Below are 24,359 nucleotides of genomic sequence, written 5' to 3'. Positions count from 1 at the left end.
CGTCAGAAGCTGTAGCGAAGGCCGACCAGAGCCGAAGCGGCTTCGTAATCGGGCAAGTCTTCGCGGCTGATGAGATCCAGGCCGACAGCGGCAGTACCGCTCAGCCCTTCAAGAAAATTGCGGTCGTAGGCGGCAGTCGCGCTGTAACCGAGCACGTTGCCTGCACCGGTCACGCCACTGTCGAACAGTGTTGCGGAGCCGCCGACAGAAATCTGCGATACGTGATCCAGACGGCGCGTTGCGTATGCGGCAAGCCAGTAATTCTCGTCCGCAATGCCATCGATGCCGGCCAGAACAGTGTTTTCGCCGGCGATGAAGGTGCGGCGGTCGTATCCAGCGCCAATGCCCCACGATGTGCGCGCGCTGCTGGCGCCATAGTTTGCCGACACGCCGCGGCTGCGAAATACGCCGGACCGGATCGAGCCGAGCCTGGCCAGTGCGCAATTGTCGCCTTCGCTGCCGATTACGCATCCGCCCAGATCGCCTGTCACGGGATTACGGAAGGCATCAAAATCCGTGCCGAGGTCGCCTAGTGCGCCGACCAGTTGTCCGCCAAAGCTGTTGATGTTGTCATAGACAGATACGTTCAGGCTCGAACGCGAACTGGGCGCATACGACAGCGAACCATAGTAGGTCATGGAACCGTATCGACGCCCGATCGAGGCTGTCAGCGAAGTCCGGCGACTTGGGCGCCACATCACCCCGACATCCCAGATGATGCCGTCGGTTTCATAGGCGATCTGGCGCGGGGCGCTGTCATCAGTGACCAGGCGTCCATCGGACCCGATCACCGGATCACCGTTTACATCGCGCACCGCATCGCGGCTGGAAACTTCCACATCCTCGTATCCCACGCCGCCGATCAGGGCGACATTGGGCGAGACGGGCACGGTAACATCGGCGCGCACGTGGCGATCATCGACGCGCTGATCGAGATTGGACACGTCCTGCCTGTTCCACCCTGCCCCAACACCGACACCGACTGGCAGAACGGTATCAGGGGCAAAGCCTGCACGGACAGCCGCATTGTGCGTGGTCGCTTCATCGAGAACATCAACCGGCTCGGTGCCCGGCGACACAAGGACGGCATCCGGCGATTCGACCCGGGTGTAGCCAAGGCGATACGCGCCGGTGACCTCTGCCTCGCCAACCTGCGTTCTGACAGATGGGCCGGCATAAACCGAGTAAATCTGTGTGGTCGCATCGTCATTGCCGCCAAAGGCACCCAGTGATGTCGCACCGTTACCCTCGACACGGGTGCGGGAGGCAAGGCCGCCGGCCTCGAAGGTTACTGCGGGGCCAGCAAGCGCCAGTGAAGTGCGTGCGATGCCTGAGAACGTGTCCGTATCGGCAACATCGTCGCCATATCCGATGCGTCGCTCGTAACGCAGCGAGACCGAGCCTTCCGAATAACGACCCGCAAATCCCGCATCGACGCCTGCTGCAACGCGCGAGTACGTGACGACATCGTCACCCGGAGAAAGCTCGGCAGTTACGACCTGAGCGGCCTCGATATATGGCACGACTTCAACACCGCGCTCGGGCGCCAGCGCAGAATCGCGCTCCTGCCCGATATTGTCGGACTGCTGGGCAAAGGCCGCAGCCGGAATGGCTGCAACGGCAAGGATAGTGGCTAGGATCAGACGCATGGCGACTATGCCTCCTGCCCGTAGTAGACACCGAAGCGGCGTCCACTCGGACTGAAATGCGCTGCATTCAGCAGCAGTTTGAGGTCGGGGCAGGATGAAAGCAGGGTCAACGCGTCTTCCAGCGCGCTCTGTCCCGTTCGGTCTGCGCGGGCGACAACAATCGCCTGTCCGACATGGTTGGCCAGTTCGGCAGCGGGCGACGCGGCAAGCGCAGGCGAACTGTCAAAAATCACGATGCGGTTAGGATTGGCGCGCGTGAGCCTATCGAGCACATCGGCAGTCCGGGCGCTGGTCAGATACTCACTGTCGGAAGTCGTGTGATTGCCCGCAGGCAGGACATGCAGCCCGGCGACATCAGTGGCGAGTACGCAGTCCTCGACCTTGATATCATCGCGCGCCAGCACGTCCATGAAGCCGGGGCCGCGCGGTAAGCCGAGCATCGAGAGGATGGACGGCTTCGCAAAATCGGCATCCACCAGCAGCACTTCGCTATCCTTCTCGGCCGCCATTGCAAGCGCCAGATTGGCCGCACAATAGCTCTTGCCTTCGCCGGGCAGCGGCGAGCAGACCAGTACGCGCTGGGCCAGCTTGCCATTGCCGCCCTCGCGCGCCTTGCGCACCGATGCCAGCACCTGGCGCTTCACGATGCGGAACTCCTCGAGCAGCGCAGTGATAGGGCCGTCGGGCTGGATCAGGCCGTGCCGGGCGAGACATTCGGGATCGAGTTCGTGGATCTCCCCGGGGAAATGCACATCCTCATATGCCGGCTCAGCATCGGCCGAGGCTTCTACGGTCGCAGGTGCCGAATGCTCGCCAAACTCTTTCGGCGGCATCCCGCGCGCTATCGCCCGTGCGAGCGACTGCTCTGTATCGAGCGATTGCGTTTTGCGGGACTGGCGGCGCTTGATACGCCGGTTCACGGGCGCTGCAAGGTCCCTGGGCACAGGCGCAGGGCGCGCAGCCTCGCCAAGGCCGAAGAAATCCTCCGCCCGTTCGATGAGCGACTTTTCCGGAGGCTGGATCTTGCTGTGTTCGGTCATTCCCGGTCCCCTCAAGCCATCGTGCTGCGCTGGACGAATTCAACGCCCACCAGCACCACGAAAAGGACGCCGAGCCCGCCGACCCCAGCAGCGAAATACTTGAAGCGCTTGCGCCGCAGGTCGCGACCGGCTTCGGTGAATGTATGTGTGATCGTACCGATGACAGGCAGGCCGAAGGTGCGTTCCAATTGCCCTGCCGTGGCGAAAGTCGAGCCGAGCTTGCTCAGCGCAAAGCCTGTGCCCACACCGCCACCAAGGCCGAGGACAAGCACTCCGAAAAGCAGCAATGCGCGGTTGGGAGCTGCAGGCACCCGCGGCGTGGTGGGCGGATCGACGACCTCGAATTGCACGGCGCTGCGCTCGCTTTCGACCTGGCCGCGCAGGCGAAGTTCTTCGCGGTCTTGCAACAGCTCGTCATATTGCTCGCGCAGCACTTCATAGTCGCGGCTGATACGCTGCGCCTCGGCAGCAACGCCCGGCTCGCGCGCCTGGCTGGCGTTGATCGAAGCGATCTCGGCCCGCAGTGCAGCTGCACGCGATTGCAGTGACATTACGTTGGACTGGCGTTCCACCCGCATCGATTGGAGAGAAGTATAAGCCGGGTTTGGCATTCCCCCTCCGCCCGAGGCTCCCGAGGCCGAAGCGCGCTCGCGCAGCGAAGCGACCGTGCGTTGCGCGGCCACTACATCGGGATGCTCGTCGGTCAGGCCGCGAGCGCGCATTGCGGCGAGGTTGGATTCGGCCTGTGCGAGGCTGGCCTGCGGACCACCCGATCCGGGCACAATTATCGAGCGCGGGGTGCTTGCAAGCTGTCCCTCAATCGCGGCCATGGCGCTTTGTGCTGCGGCCAGATCCGATTCCACGCTCCGCAATTCGGCGCGAGTGGCGCTCATCTGCGAGGCAATGGTTTGCGCGCCACCAATCAGATCGGGGTACTGCGCTTCGAAAGCGAGACGACGCTCTTCGGCAGTGCTGAGTTCCGCTTCGCGCGCTGCCAGTTGCTGGTTTAGGAATTCGATCGAGTCTGACATTTCCCCGCGTGCACCGCCGAGGTTTTCTTCACGGAAAATGTCGATCATTCGCTGCGCGATCGTGTGGGCAAGTTCTGCGTTCTCGGCGTCGGAAAGCTCGCTGCGACCGCTGGTGGCAGAGATCTCGAAGATGTTTTCACCCTCGCTCACGACCTTGATGTCATCTTCGAGCCGAGCGATTGCGCGCTCCATATCTGTCGGCGAGCTTACGGTGTCTCCAATGCGGGTAGACCGCACGACTTTTTCCAGGTTGACCGAACTGACCAGCGTTTGCCGGATGCGGTCGATATCGCGTTCACGGGCATTGGCGCCGATACCGATCTGCTCGGCCAGGACATCATCGAGCTGAACGAAAATCCGCGCTTCGGATTCATAGCTGTTGGGAATCAGCGCGACAGCCAGCCAGCCCAGCAGGCACACGACCCAGGCGATGCCCAGCGCAAGCCAACGGCGGTTCCAGACAGCCCACAGTCCGGCGCGCAATTCTTCGAGAAGCTGGTTCAAGCCCCCGCCTCCCTCAGAACATGCTTTCGGGGATGATGATCACATCGCCCGGCATCAGCATGACATTGGCATTGCTATCGCCGCGACGAAGCAGGTCCGAAAGGCGCAGGTCGTATTCGCGCTGGTCCCCCGATTCCCGGTCGAAACGGATCAGGCGTGCCCTGTTGCCTGCGGCAAATTCGGACAGGCCGCCGACAGAAATCATCGCGTCAAGCAGCGTCATATTAGCGCGGTAAGGAATAGAGGCAGGTTCTGCCGTTGCACCCACCACACGCACCTGCTGGCTGAACGTGCCGGCAAACTCGTTGACGATCACTGTCACCAGAGGTTCTTCGATATATTGCGAAAGCTGGAGGCGTATATCTTCGGCCAACATGGTCGGGGTTTTTCCGACGGCTGGCATATCGGTCACCAGTGGGGTGGTGATACGCCCGTCGGGCCGTACCTGCACCTCCGCGCCGAGCTCGTCATTACGCCAGACATGAATCGTCAGCTTGTCGAGTGGACCGATCACATATTCCTCGCCCGGGCCCTCCTGCATGGAGACGAAACGGGCGGGCTCCAACTGCGAGCCGGCAGAAGTGGTGGCACAGCCGGACAGGGCAAGCGCAAGGCTCGCCGAAGCGAACAGGTTCTTGAACGGAAATTGGGTGCGCATCGAACGCGTCCTTCACGAGTATTCTGGTGCTCAGCTGACGCGACCTCGATTGCCACGCACGCATTACACCCTTGGATCCAATCAGGCCTTCTCGCGAAAATGGGTGAACATTGCGTTAGTATTGCGGTCCAAACCGGCAGGAATCGCCGGAATTTGAGCCCCTGTCCCGTTTCGGGACGCGCATGTGTGACGGCGTTAAACCAGCATTTCGTGTGCTGAGCCCTGCCCCAGGAAGGCGGACGGGCTGGCGCTGGCCCCATAGGCTCCTGCGCAAAATACCGCGACGAGATCACCGATTTCCGCCTGCGGCACACAAGCTTCGTCAGCCAGTCGATCGAGCGGAGTGCACAAGCATCCGACGATGTTGACCTCTTCGGAAGGCTCTTCAGCAAATCGTGTGGCTATCGCTACCGGATAGTTTCGCCGGACCACCGTTCCGAAATTTCCCGAGGCTGCAAGCTGGTGGTGCAGTCCGCCATCGGTGATGAGGTATGTTAAACCGTGACTCACCTTCCGCTCCACGATCCGCGTCAGGTAAACGCCAGCCTCGCCCACAAGATAACGTCCGAGTTCGAGCGCAAACTCCGTCTCACGAAGATTCTCGGGCAAATCGGCAAACCGCTCCTGAAGGGCGCGACCGATTGCCGCTATGTCCAACGCGCTATCACGGTCAAAATAGGGAATGCCGAAACCGCCCCCCATGTTGAGATGGGGAACAGGGACCTCCGCCTCTTTCCCGAGCCTTGCAGCGAGCGCAAGCACATTGGCCTGTGTCTCGATTAACGCTTCTGCATCAAGAGCCTGACTGCCGGAGTAGATATGGAATCCACGCCAGTTAGCACCCTCATCAACCAGCTTGCGTGCAAGCACGGGGACACGGTCCTCATCGATACCGAATGGCTTGGCGCCGCCACCCATCTTCATGCCCGATCCGCGCAGTTCGAAAGACGGATTGACCCGGATGGCAAGGCGCGGCGCGATACCCAAGGTCTTGCCAGCTTCGAGTGCGCGCTCCGCCTCGCCTTCGGATTCCAGGTTGAGCGTTACACCGGCTCTCACCGCGGCAAACACCTCGCGCTCACGCTTCCCCGGTCCGGCAAAACTGATTTCGCGTGGAAGGTACCCCGCTTCACGAGCCTGCTCGAATTCCCCGCCAGACGCGATATCCAGTCCGTCGACAAGGTCTGCCATGAATTCGAGGAGAGGTCTGTAAGGATTTGCTTTCATGGCATAATGCAAGCGTAAACGGTCGGGCATTGCCGCGCGCAATTCAGCCATGCGCCGGGTTATCGCATCGCGCGAATAGACGAACAATGGCGTGTCGCCCGCTTCCTTGACCAGCGCGCTTGCCGTGCGCCCGCCAATGGCCAATTCGCCATGTAGCTCTTCAAAATAAGGCGGAATGGGGCCGAGCGGTTTCATGCCGCCTCCTGTTTCAATCTAGCGCGGTCGATCTTGCCGTTAGGGTTGAGTGGCATCGCGTCAACAATACGTATGACGGCAGGCTGCATAAAATTGGGCAAATCGCGGCGGAGAGCTTCGCGCAAGGCCGCTTCATCACCCTTGCCGCGCACTATCAGGTAAATCGCATGGCCTAAACGTTCATCGGGCATTCCAAATGCCACCGCCTCGTCTGCCAGGCCTGTAGCAACGACCGCATCCTCGATTTCCTGAGGACTGATGCGATTGCCCGCGCTCTTGATCATCGCATCGTCACGGCCGACGAAATACAGCAGGCCGACTTCGTCCCTGCGAACCGTATCGCCGGACCATACCGCTGCTCCACCATACCGTGATGCGTCCGGAGCGGGCTTAAAGCGTTCTGCAGTGCGTTGCGGGTCCTGCCAATACCCTTGCGCTACCAGAGGCCCGCAATGCACCAGTTCCCCTTCGCTAGCGATCTGGCCTTCGGTATCAACGACCAGTATTTCGGCAAAGGGGATGGCCTTGCCCATGGAGGTCGGGTGGATGTCGACCAGATCGGGTTCGAGATATGTAGAGCGAAATGCCTCTGTCAGTCCGTACATCGGAAAGAGCCGAGCATCCGGGAATATCCGCCGCAAGTCACTTACCAGATCAGTAGTGAGCGCGCCGCCGCTATTGGTCATCCGCCGCATTTGGGTAGCAACTTCTTCAGGCCAGTCCTGCTCGGTCAATTGTACCCACAGCGGCGGAACAGCGGCGAGCGTGGTGACTTTGTGGCGGGCACAAGCCTTGATCACGTCACGTGGCACCAGATAGTCGAGCGGCGCGACGCTACCGCCGGCATACCATGTCGAAAGCAACTGGTTCTGCCCGTAATCGAAACTGAGCGGGAGCACCGCCAACGTTACGTCATCGGGCTCCATGCCCAGGTAATGCGCCACACTGACCGCGCCCAGCCACAGATTCGCATGACTCAGCATCACGCCTTTTGGCCGGCCGGTCGAACCGCTGGTGTACAGGATCGCAGCAAGGTCATCGCTATCTGCTGCCGAAGGCTTTAGCGCGCCTTCGAAACTTTCGAGCAAGACATAGGTTTCCTGCTCCTCCTGCACTGCACAATTTGCGGGAATATCCCCGTCCTCCAGCGCAGACAGCCGGGCGGAGTTTGCAATGAGCAAACTGGCCGAACAATCGTGGAGGATGTGGCGTACCTGCGCATGCTTGAGCAGCGGATTAAGCGGCACATGGACCAGCCCTGCCCGCGCTGCTGCGAGTGGCATGATGCAAGTAAGCTCACCCTTGGCCGCCCATGTCGCAACCCTCGCACCCGGCTCGGGCACCTGCTGCGCCAGCCAGGCTGCCAACCGGGCAACACGGCTTCTTAAGTCCTTCCAGCTAAGCGTTTCACGACGAAGTATCAGCGCCGGATCTCCGTCCGCACCAAACCCGGCAAGGTGATCGAGCGGCCGGGGGACAGGATCAGGCGTGGCGGACATTCAACCTCGAAGGAGTAAGCGGCTAGTGACAGCCATCAGCTATCACGATACGTTTAACGACTTGCAAGACTTGGATTGGCAGTCGGAGGGCCCTTTTGCCCGGCTTGCGTGGTTCGAACTGCTAGAGGAACGTGGCGCGACGCCGTCCATCGCGCTCGCCAAGGATGGCGAGGAAGCCGTTGCCCTTCCCCTACATCAGACAGCAGACGGTATGGACACCTTGTCCAATTGGTATGCCTTCACCTGGTCATACCTGTGCACTTCGGGCGTGGACGAAGCGTCACTGCTCAAACAACTCGCACGCAACCTCGCAAATCGGACGTCGCGTGTCGATTTTGCCAAGATTGCCGAGGAAGATGGGACTGTCGAAAGGCTGCATCACGCATTTCGCGCGGCGGGATGGCTGGTGTTGCGCTCACCATGCGACAGCAACCACATCCTGCGGATCAACTCTCGCAAATATGCAGACTATCTCGCTGGCCGGCCAGGAAAAGTTCGCACGACGTTGAAGCGCAAGACGAAAAAGCTGGAGGTTTCGCTGACGAAGCATTTCTCCGCAGATGACTGGGCAGCTTACGAAGAAATCTACGCCAACAGCTGGAAGCCGTCGGAGGGCGATCCGGAACTTCTCCGCAGCTTTGCCGAGGCAGAGAGTGCTCGCGGCCATTTCCGCTTCGCAATCGCTCGTCATGAGGGCACACCGGTCGCAGCGCAATTCTGGACGGTTGAAGATGGCGTGGCCTATATCCACAAGCTGGCGCACCGCGAAGATGCCAGCGCGCTGTCACCCGGCACCATCCTGACGGCGGCCCTTTTGGAATACGTGATCGACACAGATCACGTCACGCTGGTCGATTTCGGAACCGGAGACGATCCCTACAAGGCCGAGTGGATGGAGGAGGTACGCACCCGCTGGCAGTTGACGTGCCTTCGGCCGGCAAACCCGCGCAACTGGCCCACTTTGGGCCGGGCGGCGCTACGCAAACTTGTCAGCCGCCCAAGCGCTGGCTAGGGCGGATAACCTATGGCGAGCAAACTTCCTGTTCCGGTCGCGGAGTCCGGCGATATCGACCTCGTGCTGCGACAAGTGTTGCAGGACGTCCTGGGATTGTCGACAGAGCGCGTTGCGGAGTTGGATACCGACTCCGGCCTGTTCGGTCATTTGCCAGAACTTGATTCCATGGCAGTTGCAGGCCTTCTAACCGAGCTGGAAGACCGGCTCGACATTTTGATTGAGGATGATGATGTCGATGGCGAGATGCTGGAGACATTTGGCGCTCTTGCCGCATTCCTCGCCGCAAAGCGCGCGGACGCCTGAGCCGCGATGCAGGCGGGCAACTGGCCCAACCTACCGCATACAGATGAATATGCGATCCGCTTCGATTCCGGACGCGCAACGCGGTTGCTGATCGTCCCGGCCCTGTTCGATGAAGCGAACAAGATGCGGCACTTCACCGTGGAGATCATGCGCGCGCTTGATGAAGCCGGCATTGATACGATGCTGCCGGATTTGCCGGGCACGAATGAAAGCTGCGAAGTGTTGGCCGATCAGTCTTTGTCGAGTTGGCAGTCTGCAATGGTTGGCGCTGCTGCCTATTTTGAGGCGACACACGTGTTGGCGCTCCGCGGAGGGGCGCTGTGTGCTCCTTCAGACCTGCCTTGCCTGCGTTATGCTCCAGTGAAGGGAGTTCGAGTGCTGAATGCCCTGCTGCGCGCCCAGACGCTTGCTGACCGCGAAGCAGGGCGGGAGAGCACTCGCGAGCAACTTTCTGAACAGGGTAAATCAGCTGGATTGACGCTCGCAGGGTACACGCTTTCCCCTGCAATGTTCAGGCAGCTGGAAGAGGCCAATCTCCCCGGACATTCCTTCTGCGACATTGCGCAAACGGATATTGGCGGAGGGGGGCTTTGGCTTCGTGCAGAACCTGACCACGATCCGGACCAAGCTCGTGCTCTGGCCCGCATCGTGGCGGAGCGCCTTGCATGACGCGGCGCCATATCACTTTCGGTTGCGGCGAAGAAAAACTCGTCGGGACGCTTGATGGTGCAGACGGACCGGTCGGCCTGCTTATCGTAAGTGGCGGAAACGAAATACGCAGCGGAGCCTTCTCGGGGCAGGCGAAACTGGCTGCCAAGATAGCGGACGCTGGCTATCGGGTGTTCCGGTACGACCGGCCCGGCATTGGCGATAGCAGCGGCGACAATCGCGGGTTCCGTGACGAGCGAGGCCATGTTGCGAGCGCGCAGGATGCGTTCAAGGCCCAGTCACCGTCACTGAGCCGCATCGTTGCGTTCGGCAATTGCGACGCAGCTTCGGCGCTCATGCTGCAAGGCGGTGCAGGCTGCGAAGGGCTGGTTCTCGCCAATCCCTGGACTTTCGATGAGGACAATGGTGACGCGCTACCGCCCGAGGCGATACGCGCCCGCTATGCCAAGAAACTCGCCGATCCGCGTGAATGGTTCCGGCTGCTGCGGGGCAAGGTTTCCATCCGTAAACTGGTCGGAGGCCTTACCCGCGCTGCGACAAGCTCACCATCCACAACCTCGCTTGCAGCCGATATGCGCAACGGCCTCGCGGATTATGGTGGCGACATCCGGTTCCTGATCGCCGGGCGGGACCGGACAGGGTTGGCATTTTGCAGCGCATGGGGGAAGGACGACAGGGTATCGGTCCGCGACGGCGCCGACCACGCGTTTTCCGCTCCGGAAGACTTTGAATGGCTGCGAGCGCAGTTGTTGTCAGCGCTTGATGAACAGGCTCGCCAGCTCAACATGGGTTGACCAGCGGAACTGGCCCACAGGGCGCAATTCAGCCAATTCGTACCCCGCGTGTGCCAGCAAGGCACCGTCCCGCGACCAGCTGGACGGGTTGCAGCTGATGTAAACCACACGACTCACCCCGCTCGCTGCTATCTGCTCGACTTGTGCGCGTGCCCCCGCTCTCGGCGGGTCGAGCAATATGCCGTCGAACCCTGCTAACTCGTCGGCGCGAAGCGGGTTGCGAAACAGATCGCGATGGGCTGTCTCCACTGGCAAGCGCGCCGGATTGACTGCGCTGCGACATGCAAGGACGGCGGCCCGATCTGCTTCGGCAGCGAGCACCTTGCTCTGCGACACCAGTGCCAGGGCAAATGTACCAAGACCGGCAAACAGGTCCGCAACCTGACCGCATCCAGCCAGCCACTCGCACGCCGCCCCGACCAACGCGGCCTCACCATGCTCGGTCGCCTGCAGGAACGCTCCGGCAGGATACGCGACGGGAATGCCGCCCAGCGTCACGGTCACTGGCTCCGGCTCCCAGAACCCCTCAGAACCGTAGCCAGCATCGAGCGTTAGCCGCGCCAGTCCGTTTTCACGGCAGAAATCGAGCAGGTCTTCGGTTTGGTCGAGGCCTTCGGGCATAAAACCTTTGAGCGCGCAGTCGACGCCCTGATCGACTTGGGCCAGCTCGATATCGATGGAATACTTGCCCTTGAGCGCCGCGAAATAGCGCCGCAGCGGCACGAGCAGCGCGAACAATTCGGGTTTAAGGATGTGGCATTCGGCAAGGTCGATCACGCGGTGCGAGCCTGCCGCCCTGAATCCGATCAGCGGCCTACCGCCCCCGTTGATTGCCCGCAGGCTGGCGCGGCGGCGCGAACGTGGCGGAGACATGTCCGGGGGTGCAACGTGGCGTGGTTCCAACCCCTGCCCCGACGCCGCATGGGTCACGCGGTCACTAACGAAACGGGCGAGTGATTCCTCATCGCAGTGCTGCAACTGGCAACCACCACAAGTGCCGAAATGTCGACATGGAGGGTCCACATGGTGTGGTCCGTTCTCCAGCGAGCCATCTGCCAACACGCGGTCTCCCGGCGCTGCGTAACTTAAGTGTTTTCCGCTCGCAGTGACCCCGTCACCCTTGGCCGCAATACGCAAGATTACTTCAGATTCGTTCACAAAAAACGCTCATATGCATCGGGGATATAGTCTATTAATTGACCAGCAGCAAAGGCCGGCCCCGCGCGGCGTGCTGCTTCCGCGTGAAGCCAGCAACCTTGCTCCGCCGCCTTTCGCGCACTCGCTCCGGTCGCCAAGCGGCTTGCTATCAGGCCTGCGAGAACGTCTCCGGTACCTGCGGTGCTCAGCCAGCTTGTTGCAGGCGGCATGATGGTCAGCGGCATCCCTGCCGCAGCGATCAGAGTATCAGGTCCCTTGGCAACCAGGACCCCCTCTATAGCCTCTGCCAGTTCATTGGCCTGCTCCTGGCGGTCCAGCCCCACGGCGTCGAAGACGTTAGCCATTGTTTCGAGTTCACCGGCATGAGGCGTGGCAATGATCGGCCATTCGCGGCCTTCAAGCATCGTCGGCTCAATCATCGCCAGCGCATCAGCGTCACACACGGTGGGCAAGTCGCATGCCAGCACCCAATCAAGCCTAGAGCGCGCCTCCGCGGTTCGGCCAAGTCCCGGACCGACAAGGAAGGCATCGATCCGGTGGTCCCGCACAAGTTCGAACAATGATCCGTGGTCGATCACCAGATCTGGAGGCCCGGCAAGGCTTTCATCACCCTCACCCGCAAAGATCTTCACATATCCCGCCCCGCCATGCTGGGCTGCGTAGGCTGCGAGGAGTGCAGCACCCGGCATTTCACCAGCGATAATGACCAGAAGTCCGCGCGTATACTTATGCGCAGAACGTGCCGGAGGAGCCAGCCTGGGCGCTGCCGACAGGTGAGCCGCTTCGCGCACAATCCCGACACCGATACCGACTAGCCGCCTTTCGCCCATACGGTCCATCGCGGGCATCAGCCAATGGGCAAATTTCCACGCTCCAAGCGCAATTGTCAGGTCGTAATGTGGAAGACCTTCGTTCAACATTTCGCCATTGTCGCTGTCAACACCGCTCGGCAGGTCGATAGCGATGCGGAAATGATGCGATATTGCGAGATTTCGCAAGAGCTTCTCCAGGTCGTCTCCCAGAGGCCTGCCAAGACCGGTGCCGAACAGGCAGTCGACGAGCACGCTGTTGCTTGCATCGGCGACGGGCTGCCCGCCCCAGAGCTTCCTCGCATTGATGGCAGCCTCGGTCTTAGGGTCTATCGGCGCAATGACATCGACATGGCAGCCGCGCTCCTGCAGGCTGCGGGCGATGACATAGCCATCTCCGCCATTATTGCCCGGACCACAAAGGACGGTGATCGAGCGCCCCGCTGCCACACGCCAGACCCAGTCGGCAGCACCGTGACCGGCGCGCTCCATCAAGGTTTCGACCGTTTCGCCCTCGTCGATCAGTGCTTCTTCAGCCGCACGCATCTGGGCGGCGGAAAGTATCTGGAGCCGGGAATCCACGCGCTATTCCGCGACCGGAAGGCGGTACCGGTCTGCACCGACCTGCAATTCGACCATCCCCTCGCTGCGCGTGACCTCGGCTTGTTCCATACCGTCCGCAGTAACGATCCCGCGCCCACGCATACCAAGTTCGAAACGGCGGAATGCACCGTCGGGATGATGAACGATCAAGAGACGCTGAGTTTCGAGTTCAGCCGATTCCATCTTGCAATCTGCCGAGAAGGCAGCGGCACCGGCCAGCGCGCACTCTATCGCCGTCCCATCCGCGCCATCATTACTAGGGGCACACGCCACTGGCATGAGCAGCAGGAGAGCGGCAAACCGCATCAGGTCGCGCTTTTACCCGTCACCTGCGAAACATCGCGCACCGCACCGCGTGAGGCGCTGGTCGTCATGGCGGCATAGGCTTCAAGCGCAGGCGTGATCTTGCGTGGACGCGGAGCGACGGGCTGCCACGCAGCGGCTCCCTTCGCTTCCATCGCGGCGCGGCGATTGGCAAATTCCTCGTCCGAGATTGCAAGATTGACCGTGCGATTGGGTATGTCGATGTCGATCCGATCGCCGGGCTCCACCAGCGCAATAGCACCGCCTTCGCCGGCTTCCGGCGAGGCATGACCGATGGAAAGCCCCGATGTCCCGCCCGAGAAGCGACCATCGGTCAGCAAAGCACAGGCCGCGCCCAGGCCCTTCGATTTGAGATAGCTGGTCGGGTAGAGCATTTCCTGCATTCCCGGTCCGCCCTTTGGTCCTTCGTAACGGATCACGACCACATCGCCCGCCACGATTTCGTCGGCGAGGATGGCATCGACCGCAGCATCCTGGCTTTCAAAGACTTTTGCCGGGCCGGAGAAGGTAAGAATGCTTTCATCCACCCCTGCCGTCTTCACTATGCAGCCATCGCGCGCGATATTGCCGTAAAGCACCGCCAATCCGCCATCCTGGCTGAAAGCATGTTCCGTGGAGCGGATCACGCCGCCCTCTCGGTCGAGGTCCAGCTCATCCCAGCGGCGCGCCTGGCTGAAAGCGGTTTGCGTGGGCACCCCGCCCGGCGCGGCCTTGTAGAACTCATGCACCTTGGGATTGCGATTGCGCACGATGTCCCAGTCATCCAGCGCATCGCCCATGGTTGGGCTGTGCACTGTGGGGAGCGCGGTATGGAGCAATCCGCCGCGGTCGAGTTCGCCCAAGATAGCCATGATACCGCCTGCGCGGTGGACGTCTTCCATGTGCACATCGCTCTTGGCCGGAGCGACCTTGGAAAGGCACGGCACAGTTCGGCTCAAGCGGTCGATGTCCTTCATCGTGAAGTCCACACCCGCCTCATGTGCTGCGGCAAGCAGATGGAGCACGGTATTGGTCGATCCGCCCATCGCGATATCGAGGCTCATCGCGTTCTCGAACGCTTCGAAGCTGGCGATGGAGCGCGGCAGGACGCTGGCATCGTCCTCCTCGTAATACCGCTTGGCGAGCGCAACGACGAGCCGCCCTGCCCGCTCGAACAAACCTTGCCGGTCGGCATGGGTGGCAAGCTGCGAGCCGTTTCCGGGAAGCGAAAGGCCAAGCGCCTCGGTCAGGCAATTCATCGAATTGGCGGTGAACATGCCCGAGCACGAACCACATGTCGGGCAGGCTGAACGCTCGATCTCGGTCACTTCCTCGTCCGAATAGCTTTCATCCGCTGCAGCAACCATCGCGTCGACGAGGTCGAGCGCGACTTCCTTGCCCTTCAGCACCACCTTGCCCGCTTCCATCGGTCCGCCGCTGACGAATACGACGGGCACGTTCAGCCGCATCGCCGCCATTAGCATGCCAGGCGTGATCTTGTCGCAATTGGAAATGCACACCATCGCATCGGCGCAGTGTGCGTTGACCATATATTCCACGCTGTCGGCGATCAGGTCACGGCTTGGCAGCGAATAGAGCATCCCGTCATGACCCATGGCTATGCCATCATCCACAGCGATAGTGTTGAATTCCTTGGCAACTCCGCCCGCAGCCTCGATCTCGCGCGCGACAAGCTGGCCGAGATCTTTCAGGTGGACGTGGCCTGGCACGAATTGGGTGAATGAATTGACGACCGCGATAATCGGCTTGCCGAAATCGCCATCCTTCATGCCCGTTGCCCGCCACAAGCCGCGAGCGCCAGCCATATTGCGGCCATGGGTTGTTGTTCTGGAGCGATATGCGGGCATCGTTAATCCTGTTGGTCCGGCGTCATGTTGAACCGAATTCTAGAGGAACAGCAGCATAATCCGAAACAGGAAATGCTTACAGGCGTAATAGAGGGCTTATACCGTCTCCAGCGCCAGCTTCACACGGCCTGCAACATCGGCGATGATTGCTGCCCAGCGCGCCTGACCACGTTCCTGCGTTATCAGGTCGTTACGGATTTCGATGGCGCAATAGGGGCGGCCATGCGCCTCTGCATGGCGGTTCATCGTCGCATTGAATTCGCTGCCCGAATAAGGCTCGTTATCGCCGACAGTGACGCCGAGTTCGGCAAACAGGCGCATGGCATGGCGCGCGGCGCGGTCGTCATCGTTGTAGAGCAGCCCGATTTCCCACGGTCGGTCCTCGGCAGGCTTGCTTTCCAGCTTTGGCGTGAAGCTGTGGATCGAGAGGATCAGTCCGGGCTGCGCCTCGTCCAGCCACTTGTCCATCGCGGCATGATAGGGGCGGTGATAGTCATCCAAGCGCTTTTCGCGGTCAGCGCCGATATTGCCGGGGATCAGAATTCCGTCAGTAGACATGGGAATGAGGCCGTCGGATTCCTCCTCGCGGTGATGGTCGATGACCAACCGACTGACTTCGGAAAGCATCGCCGCAATCCCGTGCCGCCGGGCCAAGCGTTCCGTAACACCCGCTGCGCCGATGTCATAGGCAACATGCTTTTCAAGCGTTGCAGCGGAAACGCCAAGCTGGATATTGTCGGGCACATTGTTGGAGGCATGATCGCAAACGGCAACGATTCCGCCACGCGTGGCCTCGCCGATCGTACGGAACACGGGTTCACTCATCGAAGATGTCCTTTCATCTGCCACCAGTCCGGATGGTCGGTAGCCAATGTTTGCGACGCCTTATCGCGTTCGCCGACATCTTGAAACAGCGCATAACAGGTCGCCCCGGAGCCGGACATGTCCGATTTCAACGGATTAGAACGCGAAAGCGCGTCTAGAACGTCCTGAATGACGGGGCAGAGTTCGATGGCAGGCCCGCGCAGGTCATTGCGCCCTTCGCGGGCAATTGCGCTGACAGGACCAACGGGAAGCGGGCCGCGGTCGACGCCGTCCCACGCCTTGAAGACCGGTCCGGTTGTCAGTGCGACGCGCGGGTTGACCAGCAAGACGGGTGTTCCGGCAAGGTCGCTCTCGATAGGCTGCAACTCGGTGCCGGTGCCGCGCCCGATGCATGTGATGCTTTCGACACATGCGGGAACATCGGCCCCAAGCCGCGCAGCCCTTTGCCGCCAGTCATCGGGCAGGCCATAGGCATCGCGGATCATGCGGAAAATGGCACCGGCATCTGCCGAACCGCCGCCCAGCCCCGCCGCGACGGGGAGATTCTTCTCGAGTGTTACGGCAAGGCCATCCGCACGCGGAAGCGCAGTAAGCGCGCGCATCACGATATTGTCGAACGGATTGTCCAGCGCATCAGCGAATTCACCGACAGTTGTCAGCAGATCCACCTCGGCCGCCTGCGCAACAAGCTGGTCGCCCGCATCGACGAAAGCGAACAGCGTTTCCAGCTCATGATAACCATCCTCCCGCCGCGAACGGACGTGCAGCGCAAGGTTGATCTTGGCGTAAGCTATTTCTCTTAGGTGCAAGCGGCCCGCCGCGTCACATATTCGGATAGTTCGGCCCGCCGCCGCCTTCGGGCGTGGTCCATTCGATGTTCTGGTTCGGATCCTTGATGTCGCAAGTCTTGCAGTGGACGCAGTTCTGCGAGTTAATCTGGAACTTGGGTTCCTGCCCTTCCTCGACCAGCCATTCGTAGACACCCGCCGGGCAATAGCGTGTCGATGGGCCTGCGAAGACCTCGAACTCGCTCTCACGCTGCATTTCGAGGTCCTCCACCTTCAGATGGTTGGGCTGGTCCTCGGCATGGTTGGTGAAAGAGTAGGAGACGCTGGTCAGGCGGTCGAAGCTGATCTTCCCGTCGGGCTTGGGATAGTCGATTGGCTGATGCAAATCGGCGCGTTGCAATTCGGTATAGTCGCGGTGATGCTTCATCGCCGGAAGCACCCCGATCTTTAGCTGGCGCATCCACATGTCGATCCCGGCGAGCACCGTGCCGACATCACCGCCGAATTTGGCGACGAGTGGCTGGGCGTTCTTCACCTTCTTCAACTCGGTTGCGATCCAGCTTTCGCGCAGGTTTGCTTCGTATTCGGCAACTTCGGTGTGCTCCGCGCCGTCGGCAATCGCTTTTGCGACAGCTTCGGCTGCCAGCATTCCGCTCTTCATCGCGGTATGGCTGCCCTTGATACGCGGAACATTCACGAAGCCTGCCGCGCAGCCAATCAGCGCGCCGCCGGGGAAAGCGAGCTTGGGGACGCTCTGCCAGCCGCCTTCGTTGATTACCCTTGCGCCATAGGCAACGCGCGTGCCGCCTTCGAGATATTCGCGGATCGCGGGGTGGTGCTTCCAGCGCTGGAATTCCTGAAAAGGTGAGACATAGGGGTTCTTGTAATCGAGCGCGGTCACGAAACCGATCGCGACCTGGCCGTTTGCCTGGTGATACAGGAAGCCCCCGCCCCAGGTGTCGCTTTCCGAAAGCGGCCAGCCCTGCGTGTGGATCACGCGGCCCGGAACATGCTTGTCCGGGTCGATGTCCCACAATTCCTTGACGCCGAGGCCATAGACCTGCGGCTGGCAATTCGCCTCCAGATCGAACTTCGCCTTCATCTGCTTGGTCAGGTTTCCACGCGCACCCTCTGCAAACAGCGTATATTTGGCGTGGATTTCCATGCCGGGCTGGTAGTCTGGCTTGTGGCTGCCATCTGCGGCAACGCCCATGTCCTGCGTGATAACGCCGGTCACTGCGCCAGCATCGTTGAACATGACTTCCGACGCCGGGAAGCCGGGGAAGACCATCACGCCCAGCGACTCTGCCTGCTCACCCAGCCAGCGGGTGAGATTTCCGAGCGAACCAGTGTAGCAGCCATCATTGGACATGAACGGCGGCATGGCGAGATGCGGTATGGCGAACTTGCCGTTCTTCGTCAGCGCCCAGTGCCAGTTATCGGTGACAGGCGTTTCCGCCATCGGGCAATCCATGTGCCGCCAGTCGGGCAGAAGCTCGTCGAGCGCCTTGGGATCGACCACCGCGCCCGAAAGTATATGCGCGCCGATCTCGGAGCCCTTTTCCAAGACAACGACCTCTAGCTCCTCATTAAGCTGTTTCAGCCGGATCGATGCGGCAAGGCCGGCAACACCGCCGCCCACGATCACGACATCAGTGGGCATTGATTCCCGTTCACTCATCGCTTTGTCCCGTTTTGCAGATTATCCATTGCAGGGGGACTTGATCGTTGGCCAAGTGCAGGTCAAGACCGCGCTCTGAACATATGACAGAAAATCGCCCCGACATTCCGCTTGCTGAGCAATATGGAGCGGCCATCGATTGGTGGCGCGATGCGGGCGTGGATTGCCTGTTCGAGGACGATATCCAGGTCATGCTCAGCGAAAAAGAGCCTGCGGCGATTGCGCCTTCTACTGTGCAAGCCGGCGGAGTGGACGAGCCAGAAACCGCGAAGCCAAAACCCGCCTTTTCTACAAAAGAACTACCGGGCGATCTGGACGCATTTCGCGATTGGTGGATGTCGGCACACGAATTGCCGACCGGCTCTGCACCCCGCATCGCTCCACGCGGAGAAATCGGTTCCCCGCTCATGCTGGTCGCACCGATGCCCGAGATCGACGATACCGAACGCCTGCTTGCGGGCCCGCAAGGCACGATGCTGGGAAATATCTCCCACGCACTCGGGCACGGAGCTGATACTCCTTATTTTGCATCGGCCCTGCCTGCCTATATTACGCTTCCCGATTGGGATGCGCTGGGCGCTGCCGGCTTTGGCTCAGTGCTTCGCCACCATATCGCGCTCGCAAAGCCCCGGCGCGTCATCCTGTTCGGGAGCAAATTGCCCGCGCTGCTCGGGCAGGACGCCGCCGCGCCTCCCGAATCCATAACCGAGATCGCGGGCGTCCCAGCGCTCGCCACTTTCGCTCCCGAACGCCTGCTGGACCACCCGCGCCAACGCGCGCGCTTGTGGCACCGCCTGCTTGAATGGACTGCCTGACCAAATGACAATGCTGAAGAACGCTCTGACCCTTTGTGCCCTCGTCGGGGCTGTTTGCACCCCGTTGAGCCTCAAGGCGCAAGAACAGAATACGAGAACCTATTTCACCGCGCGGATCACGGCGCAGGAAGTGCCTCAGCAGCTCTCCTCTGATGAGCGCGACCATTATCGCCGTCTGTTCAGCGCTATCGAGGGCGAGCAATGGGCAGAGGTCGAGGCGATGCTGTCGCAAAGGCCGGGCGGCCTGCTGACCGACGTCGCCCGCGCCGAATACTACCTCCACGCCAACTCCCCGCGGGTCGAACTGCCCGCACTGCTCGATTGGTTGAGGAGTGGGCAAAACCTGCCCCAGGCCGAGCAGATCGGTCGTCTCAGCATAACGCGAGGTGCTACGAGCGCTCCGAACCTGCCCTATGTGCGCCCGACGCAGTCCCAAGGCTCCATGCCAAGGCGCACGCGACCAAGTTCGATCGACGATGGAACGATGCCAGCAGAAATGCGCTCTGCCATTCTGGAGCGTATCTCCAACGATGATCCCTTTGGCGCGCGGCAATTGCTCGACGGGATCGATGCCAGTCTCAGCAGCGCAGCGCGTGCCGAATGGCGCCAGCGCGTTGCCTGGAGCTTTTTCATCGAGAACCTCGATGCAGAAGCGCTTGCCATGGCGCAGACGGTTGGCGCGGGCAGCGGGTCCTGGGTTGCCGAGGGGGACTGGGTTGCCGGCCTGGCTGCCTGGCGCCTTAACGACTGCCAGACGGCGAGCGAGTATTTTCAACGATCTGCTGCCGGAGCAGCCAGCCCCAACCTACGCGCAGCCGCGCTTTACTGGGGTTCGCGAGCCGCCATGCGCTGCCGTCAGCCCGATCTCAGCACGAGATTGCTGACCAACGCCGCATCGGACGATCGCACAATGTACGGAATGCTGGCCGCCGAACAGCTTGGCCAGAGGCTACCGAACCGTGTGGAAAGTGCCGATTTCTCGCAGGAAGACTGGCGATCCGTGCAGTCGGAACGAAATGTTCGCATTGCTATCGCACTGGCAGAGATCGGGCAGGACAACCTCGGCAGCCAAGTGCTGCTGCACCAGGCGCGTATCGGCGATCCGCGCAATTATGCAGCGCTCTCGCGTCTCGCCCGCGCACTGGATTTCCCGCAAACACAATTGTTCATGGCCTATAACGCGCCGAGCGGGGCGCAGGCTGATCCTGCATCGCACTTCCCTTCCCCGAAGATCGCGCCTTACAATGGCTGGCGGGTCGACCCTGCGCTGGCGTTCGCACACATCCTGCAGGAGAGTGCATTCCGGCCGAACGCGACAAGCCCCGCCAATGCCCAGGGCCTGATGCAGATCACGCCTATTACTGTTCGCCAGCACGCACCCTCGCTGGGGGTGAGCGCAAGTCAGGTGAACATCTATGACCCAGAAATCAATCTCGCGTTCGGCCAACGGAATCTGGAAATGTTGCGCGACCATCCGACAACACGGGGTCGGTTGCCGGTTATCATGGCGGCCTACAATGCCGGCATGACGCCGATCACCCGTTGGGAAAGCGAAATCCGCGATTTCGGCGACCCGCTGCTCTACATGGAAGCGATACCTTATTGGGAGACACGCGGGTATGTCGCCATCGTGATGCGCAATTACTGGATGTACGAGCGGCAGGCGAACGCAGCCTCGCCAAGTCGGATGGCCTTGGCGCAGAACGGTTGGCCCCTGTTTCCGGATGGCAACGGATTGAACAATGGCCGCGTCTATATGTCCGCCGGCGGAAACTGATGGCGATCGACGAAAGCCTTGCCTTCGTCCCGATCAACATCGCTGTGCTGACTGTCTCCGACACCCGCACGCCGGACGACGATACATCAGGCGATATTCTCGTGGAGCGGATGCATAAGAAAGGGCATTTGCTTGCCGCCCGCGCGATCATCCGGGATGACGCTGAAATGCTGGCAGAAGGGCTGCGCAAGTGGATCGATGATCCGCGGGTAGATGCAATCATCTGCACTGGCGGGACCGGCCTTACCGGGCGCGACGTAACACCAGAGGCGCTCGACGCCGTAAAAGACAAGGACATTCCCGGCTTCGGCGAAATGTTCCGCTGGATCAGCTGGGAGAGCATTGGGAGTTCGACAATCCAGTCACGCGCCTGTGCCGTGCTTGCTGGCGGCACCTATATCTTCGCGCTTCCCGGCTCGAACGGTGCGGTGCGGGACGGGTGGGATCGCATATTGTCCGACCAGCTCGACAGCCGCAACCGGCCGTGCAACTTCATCGACCTGATGCCCCGCTTGCGCGAAGCCTAGCCCTTTTTCAGACCCGAGGCTGCTATGTTGGCCCGAAAATCATCCCACTGTTCGGCAGTCAACGCGCTTTCAGGGATTGTGTGGAACATCTGCTCGCTGATGTGGAGGAGCAGCAGGGACCTACCCTCGGTCCATCTGTAATAATCATCCCACGCCAAATTGGACTCGCCACGGCTCCCGCGCAGGCGAATTCCCTGCGCGTCCCATTCGACCGTGACTTCGTCTTTCAGGCCGGCCGATTGCATGTAATGCCGACGCGCCTGCCAAGGAACCACAAGGTACTGGAGGACCGCAACCAGAACGAGGAGAAAAATCAGCAACGGAACGATATACTGCGTCACCCAAGCCTTTTCTCCTTCGAAAACGAAAAAGCTCGCAATTGCAACGGCTGTGCCAACGGCAAGGATGACGCCAATCGGAATTGGCATCTTTCGAGCTGAGGCAAGGCTCGCCGCCGTCACAGCGTCATCTGCACTCAGGTAGAATTTCGCGGTCCGCTGCATATTGGCAATCGCCTATAGCAAATTCGATCCGACTCCGTTAATGTTCCACATATGTTCTTTTCGGACGAGATAACATGAAGAGCAACGCCATAAAAGGACGCGGCGCGCAATCTGCGCAGGTGCCGCAGAGGTTCGGCCTGGCGGAACGCCAGGTCGATGGCGATTGGCGCGATGCGATGGAGGCGCTTGATGGCCCTCCGATCAAGCTGCGGACAAGCGTTACCGAGGAACATCCCAAGACGATCCTCAGTTTCAACCAGTCACCGGACATACCGTTCGACCGTTCGGTCAATGCCTATCGTGGATGCGAGCATGGCTGTGTCTACTGCTTTGCGCGCCCGACTCACGCCTACCACGATCTTTCTCCCGGCCTCGATTTCGAAACAAAGCTGTTCGCAAAACCTGGTGCGGCAGACTTGCTGCGCGAAACTCTTTCCCGTCCGAAGTACCGCCCTCGACCTATCGCGATGGGGACAAATACCGATCCCTATCAACCGATCGAGAACCGTTATCGCATCACCCGTGAACTGCTCGAAGTCTGCCACGAAACGCGCCACCCCGTCACAATCACCACCAAGTCCGATCGCGTCCTGCGCGATCTCGACCTGCTGGCAGAGATGGCCACGCACAGGCTGGTGGCGGTTGCCATTTCTGTGACGTCGCTGGATCCGGACCTGTCGCGCAAACTCGAACCGCGCGCCGCTGCGCCGGCAAAACGCATGGCTGCGTTGCAGGCGCTTTCGAGTGCTGGCGTCCCGACCCACTGCTCGATATCGCCAGTAATACCGGCGATCACCGACGAGTTCATGGAAGCCATAGTTCAGCAGGCCGCAGTAGCGGGGGTGAACAGTTGCGGCTGGATTCCCTTGCGATTGCCTCATGAAGTCGCACCGCTGTTCCGCGAATGGCTCGACGTCCACTTTCCAGAGCGGGCTTCGAAGGTCATGAGCATCGTGCGATCCATCCGTAACGGGCGCGATAACGACCCGCAGTTCTTCAGTCGCATGAAACCGAGCGGGATCTGGGCAGACCTGTTGCGAGCGCGCTTTCGCCTCGCCTGCCGCCGCTCTCATTTGAAAAAGGGCGAGTTCGAACTCGATTGTTCCCAATTTCGCCGACCGGAGATCGGCGGGCAACTTCGTTTGATATAAACTCTGTGCAACAAGCATATAATTGCGCTAGGGCAGTGCACGGCATTGTCGCATTATGGGGTTGTGCGCCCTAGGGATGTCGTGCACTGATTCGAATGTGTTTGAATATAGGGGATAACCTCATGAGGAAAATCACTACCGCACTCCTGTCAGCCTCCGCGCTGATCGCTACTCCGGCGCTCGCCGGTGATCAGGAGTTCTACATCGGCCTTGGTGGCGGTGTCATGGACGCCGAAGACACCGACTTCCGCACAGGCACGGACGAAATCACGCTGGAAGGCGACTATGGCTGGACGGCAGAAGCTGTGCTCGGCTACGACGCCGGCCCGGTCCGCTTCGAAGTCGAAGGCGCTTACCAGAACTTCGATCTCGAAACGCTCAATACCGGGACACTCGGTACGGTCGCCAGCATTGGCCCCAACGGTCAGGACCAGTTCGCATTCGGCACGTTTTCACCAGTTGGTGGCGAAGGCGAAATCTGGAGCGGTATGCTCAACGCATTGCTCGACTTCGGTGGCAATGAAGGCCTCGGTTTTGCGATCGGTGGTGGTGTCGGCGTTTCGAGTGCATCGTTCAACGATGTGCGCGCCTTCGGTACCGGCCCTGGCTTTATCGATGACAGCGACTCGCGCTTCGCATGGCAGGCTATTGCCCAGCTTTATGGCCCGGTAACGGACAACATCGATGCGTCGCTGAAGTACAAGTTCCACAATATCGAGGGCGGAGACTTCGTCGACCAGTCGGGCCGTCAGTTTGACGCGAGCGTTCGTACGCACGCCCTGCTTGGCACGTTCATCTTCAACTTCGGTGGCACGGAAGCTCCGCCTCCGCCGCCGCCTCCTCCGCCGCCCCCGCCGCCGCCTCCCCCGCCGCCTCCGCCGCCGCCGCCGCCGCCGCCGGTTGCCGAGTGCAACACCGGGCCGTACATCGTGTTCTTCGACTGGGATCAGTCGAACATCACTCCGGA

General features: G+C 60.8%; 23 protein-coding genes. 9 read left to right on the top strand and 14 right to left on the bottom strand.

The window, feature by feature from the left end:
- Positions 1-2: 2 nt before the first annotated feature.
- From AAC850_RS05005 to AAC850_RS04980, 6 genes are all read right to left on the bottom strand, one after another.
- Entirely contained in the window at positions 3-1,649 is a 1,647-nt protein-coding gene (locus AAC850_RS05005; protein ID WP_340587544.1) for a preprotein translocase subunit YajC, read from the bottom strand.
- Positions 1,650-1,654: 5 nt separating this feature from the next.
- A complete protein-coding gene (locus AAC850_RS05000; RefSeq protein WP_340587543.1) occupies positions 1,655-2,689 on the bottom strand; it encodes a P-loop NTPase in 1,035 nt (344 codons plus the stop codon).
- A gap of 11 nt (positions 2,690-2,700) precedes the next feature.
- Positions 2,701-4,224 (bottom strand): XrtA system polysaccharide chain length determinant, encoded by a 1,524-nt coding sequence (locus AAC850_RS04995; RefSeq protein ID WP_340587542.1) that lies wholly within the window; start codon positions 4,222-4,224, stop codon positions 2,701-2,703.
- Positions 4,225-4,237: 13 nt separating this feature from the next.
- The gene (locus AAC850_RS04990) at positions 4,238-4,882 is read right to left on the bottom strand and encodes an XrtA/PEP-CTERM system exopolysaccharide export protein (protein ID WP_340587541.1); all 645 of its coding nucleotides are present in this window, start codon (positions 4,880-4,882) and stop codon (positions 4,238-4,240) included.
- Between the two features lie 195 nt (positions 4,883-5,077).
- Complete coding sequence (locus tag AAC850_RS04985) at positions 5,078-6,304, bottom strand: pyridoxal-dependent decarboxylase, exosortase A system-associated (RefSeq protein WP_340587539.1); 1,227 nt, start codon at positions 6,302-6,304, stop codon at positions 5,078-5,080.
- Positions 6,301-7,803 carry an acyl-CoA ligase (AMP-forming), exosortase A system-associated gene (locus AAC850_RS04980; RefSeq protein ID WP_340587538.1) on the bottom strand — a complete coding sequence of 501 codons (1,503 nt, stop codon included), beginning with the start codon at positions 7,801-7,803 and terminating at the stop codon, positions 6,301-6,303. The genes AAC850_RS04985 and AAC850_RS04980 overlap by 4 nt, the downstream gene beginning before the upstream one ends.
- A gap of 25 nt (positions 7,804-7,828) precedes the next feature.
- Here AAC850_RS04980 and AAC850_RS04975 point away from each other — a divergent pair, with 25 nt between their 5' ends.
- The 4 genes from AAC850_RS04975 (at position 7,829) to AAC850_RS04960 (ending at position 10,584) form a co-directional block, all read left to right on the top strand.
- Positions 7,829-8,815: a GNAT family N-acetyltransferase gene (locus AAC850_RS04975; protein ID WP_340587536.1), complete on the top strand. Its 987-nt coding sequence runs from the start codon at positions 7,829-7,831 to the stop codon at positions 8,813-8,815.
- A gap of 12 nt (positions 8,816-8,827) precedes the next feature.
- The gene (locus tag AAC850_RS04970; protein ID WP_340587535.1) at positions 8,828-9,121 is read left to right on the top strand and encodes a phosphopantetheine-binding protein; all 294 of its coding nucleotides are present in this window, start codon (positions 8,828-8,830) and stop codon (positions 9,119-9,121) included.
- Positions 9,122-9,205: 84 nt separating this feature from the next.
- Complete coding sequence (locus tag AAC850_RS04965) at positions 9,206-9,790, top strand: alpha/beta hydrolase family protein (RefSeq protein ID WP_340587534.1); 585 nt, start codon at positions 9,206-9,208, stop codon at positions 9,788-9,790.
- Entirely contained in the window at positions 9,787-10,584 is a 798-nt protein-coding gene (locus AAC850_RS04960) for a hydrolase 1, exosortase A system-associated (protein WP_340587533.1), read from the top strand. Before AAC850_RS04965 ends, AAC850_RS04960 begins: the two co-directional genes overlap by 4 nt.
- Here the strand turns inward: AAC850_RS04960 and AAC850_RS04955 are convergent.
- The 7 genes from AAC850_RS04955 to AAC850_RS04925 form a co-directional block, all read right to left on the bottom strand.
- Positions 10,543-11,457 (bottom strand): class I SAM-dependent RNA methyltransferase, encoded by a 915-nt coding sequence (locus tag AAC850_RS04955; protein WP_340587532.1) that lies wholly within the window; start codon positions 11,455-11,457, stop codon positions 10,543-10,545. The two genes, AAC850_RS04960 and AAC850_RS04955, sit on opposite strands and share 42 nt — an antisense overlap.
- Positions 11,458-11,738: 281 nt before the next feature.
- Entirely contained in the window at positions 11,739-13,133 is a 1,395-nt protein-coding gene (locus AAC850_RS04950) for an NAD(P)H-hydrate dehydratase (protein WP_340587531.1), read from the bottom strand.
- Positions 13,134-13,136: 3 nt separating this feature from the next.
- Positions 13,137-13,460, bottom strand: a complete 324-nt coding sequence (locus AAC850_RS04945) for a hypothetical protein (protein WP_340587530.1) — start codon at positions 13,458-13,460, stop codon at positions 13,137-13,139.
- Positions 13,460-15,325, bottom strand: coding sequence for a dihydroxy-acid dehydratase (ilvD, locus tag AAC850_RS04940; protein ID WP_340587529.1), 1,866 nt, complete (start codon positions 15,323-15,325; stop codon positions 13,460-13,462). The genes AAC850_RS04945 and ilvD overlap by 1 nt, the downstream gene beginning before the upstream one ends.
- Positions 15,326-15,421: 96 nt before the next feature.
- Positions 15,422-16,150 (bottom strand): N-formylglutamate amidohydrolase, encoded by a 729-nt coding sequence (locus AAC850_RS04935; RefSeq protein ID WP_340587528.1) that lies wholly within the window; start codon positions 16,148-16,150, stop codon positions 15,422-15,424.
- A complete protein-coding gene (locus AAC850_RS04930; protein ID WP_340587526.1) occupies positions 16,147-16,959 on the bottom strand; it encodes a 4-(cytidine 5'-diphospho)-2-C-methyl-D-erythritol kinase in 813 nt (270 codons plus the stop codon). The genes AAC850_RS04935 and AAC850_RS04930 overlap by 4 nt, the downstream gene beginning before the upstream one ends.
- Positions 16,960-16,972: 13 nt before the next feature.
- Entirely contained in the window at positions 16,973-18,619 is a 1,647-nt protein-coding gene (locus AAC850_RS04925) for an electron transfer flavoprotein-ubiquinone oxidoreductase (protein WP_340587525.1), read from the bottom strand.
- A gap of 83 nt (positions 18,620-18,702) precedes the next feature.
- On the opposite strand from AAC850_RS04925, the gene AAC850_RS04920 reads away from it, so the two are divergent.
- Genes AAC850_RS04920 through moaB form a run of 3 tightly spaced genes read left to right on the top strand, consistent with a single transcriptional unit; the run spans position 18,703 to position 21,738 of the window.
- Positions 18,703-19,434, top strand: coding sequence for a uracil-DNA glycosylase family protein (locus tag AAC850_RS04920; RefSeq protein ID WP_340587524.1), 732 nt, complete (start codon positions 18,703-18,705; stop codon positions 19,432-19,434).
- 10 nt (positions 19,435-19,444) lie between these two features.
- A complete protein-coding gene (locus AAC850_RS04915; protein WP_340587523.1) occupies positions 19,445-21,211 on the top strand; it encodes a lytic transglycosylase domain-containing protein in 1,767 nt (588 codons plus the stop codon).
- On the top strand, positions 21,211-21,738 hold the full coding sequence (moaB, locus tag AAC850_RS04910) for a molybdenum cofactor biosynthesis protein B (RefSeq protein WP_340587522.1): 528 nt from the start codon (positions 21,211-21,213) through the stop codon (positions 21,736-21,738). The genes AAC850_RS04915 and moaB overlap by 1 nt, the downstream gene beginning before the upstream one ends.
- Here the strand turns inward: moaB and AAC850_RS04905 are convergent.
- On the bottom strand, positions 21,735-22,166 hold the full coding sequence (locus AAC850_RS04905; protein ID WP_340587521.1) for a YcxB family protein: 432 nt from the start codon (positions 22,164-22,166) through the stop codon (positions 21,735-21,737). The genes moaB and AAC850_RS04905 overlap by 4 nt on opposite strands.
- Before the next feature lie 149 nt (positions 22,167-22,315).
- Here AAC850_RS04905 and AAC850_RS04900 point away from each other — a divergent pair, with 149 nt between their 5' ends.
- Both AAC850_RS04900 and AAC850_RS04895 read left to right on the top strand, forming a co-directional pair.
- On the top strand, positions 22,316-23,392 hold the full coding sequence (locus AAC850_RS04900) for a PA0069 family radical SAM protein (protein ID WP_340587519.1): 1,077 nt from the start codon (positions 22,316-22,318) through the stop codon (positions 23,390-23,392).
- Between the two features lie 122 nt (positions 23,393-23,514).
- The coding region (locus AAC850_RS04895; protein WP_340587518.1) for a porin family protein at positions 23,515-24,359 on the top strand (845 nt) is incomplete at its 3' end.

This window comes from Erythrobacter alti (assembly GCF_037996805.1).
GTDB lineage: Bacteria > Pseudomonadota > Alphaproteobacteria > Sphingomonadales > Sphingomonadaceae > Alteraurantiacibacter > Alteraurantiacibacter alti.
The sequence above is the reverse complement of the archived record's forward strand: the minus strand, read 5'-3'. Positions and strand labels throughout refer to the sequence as shown.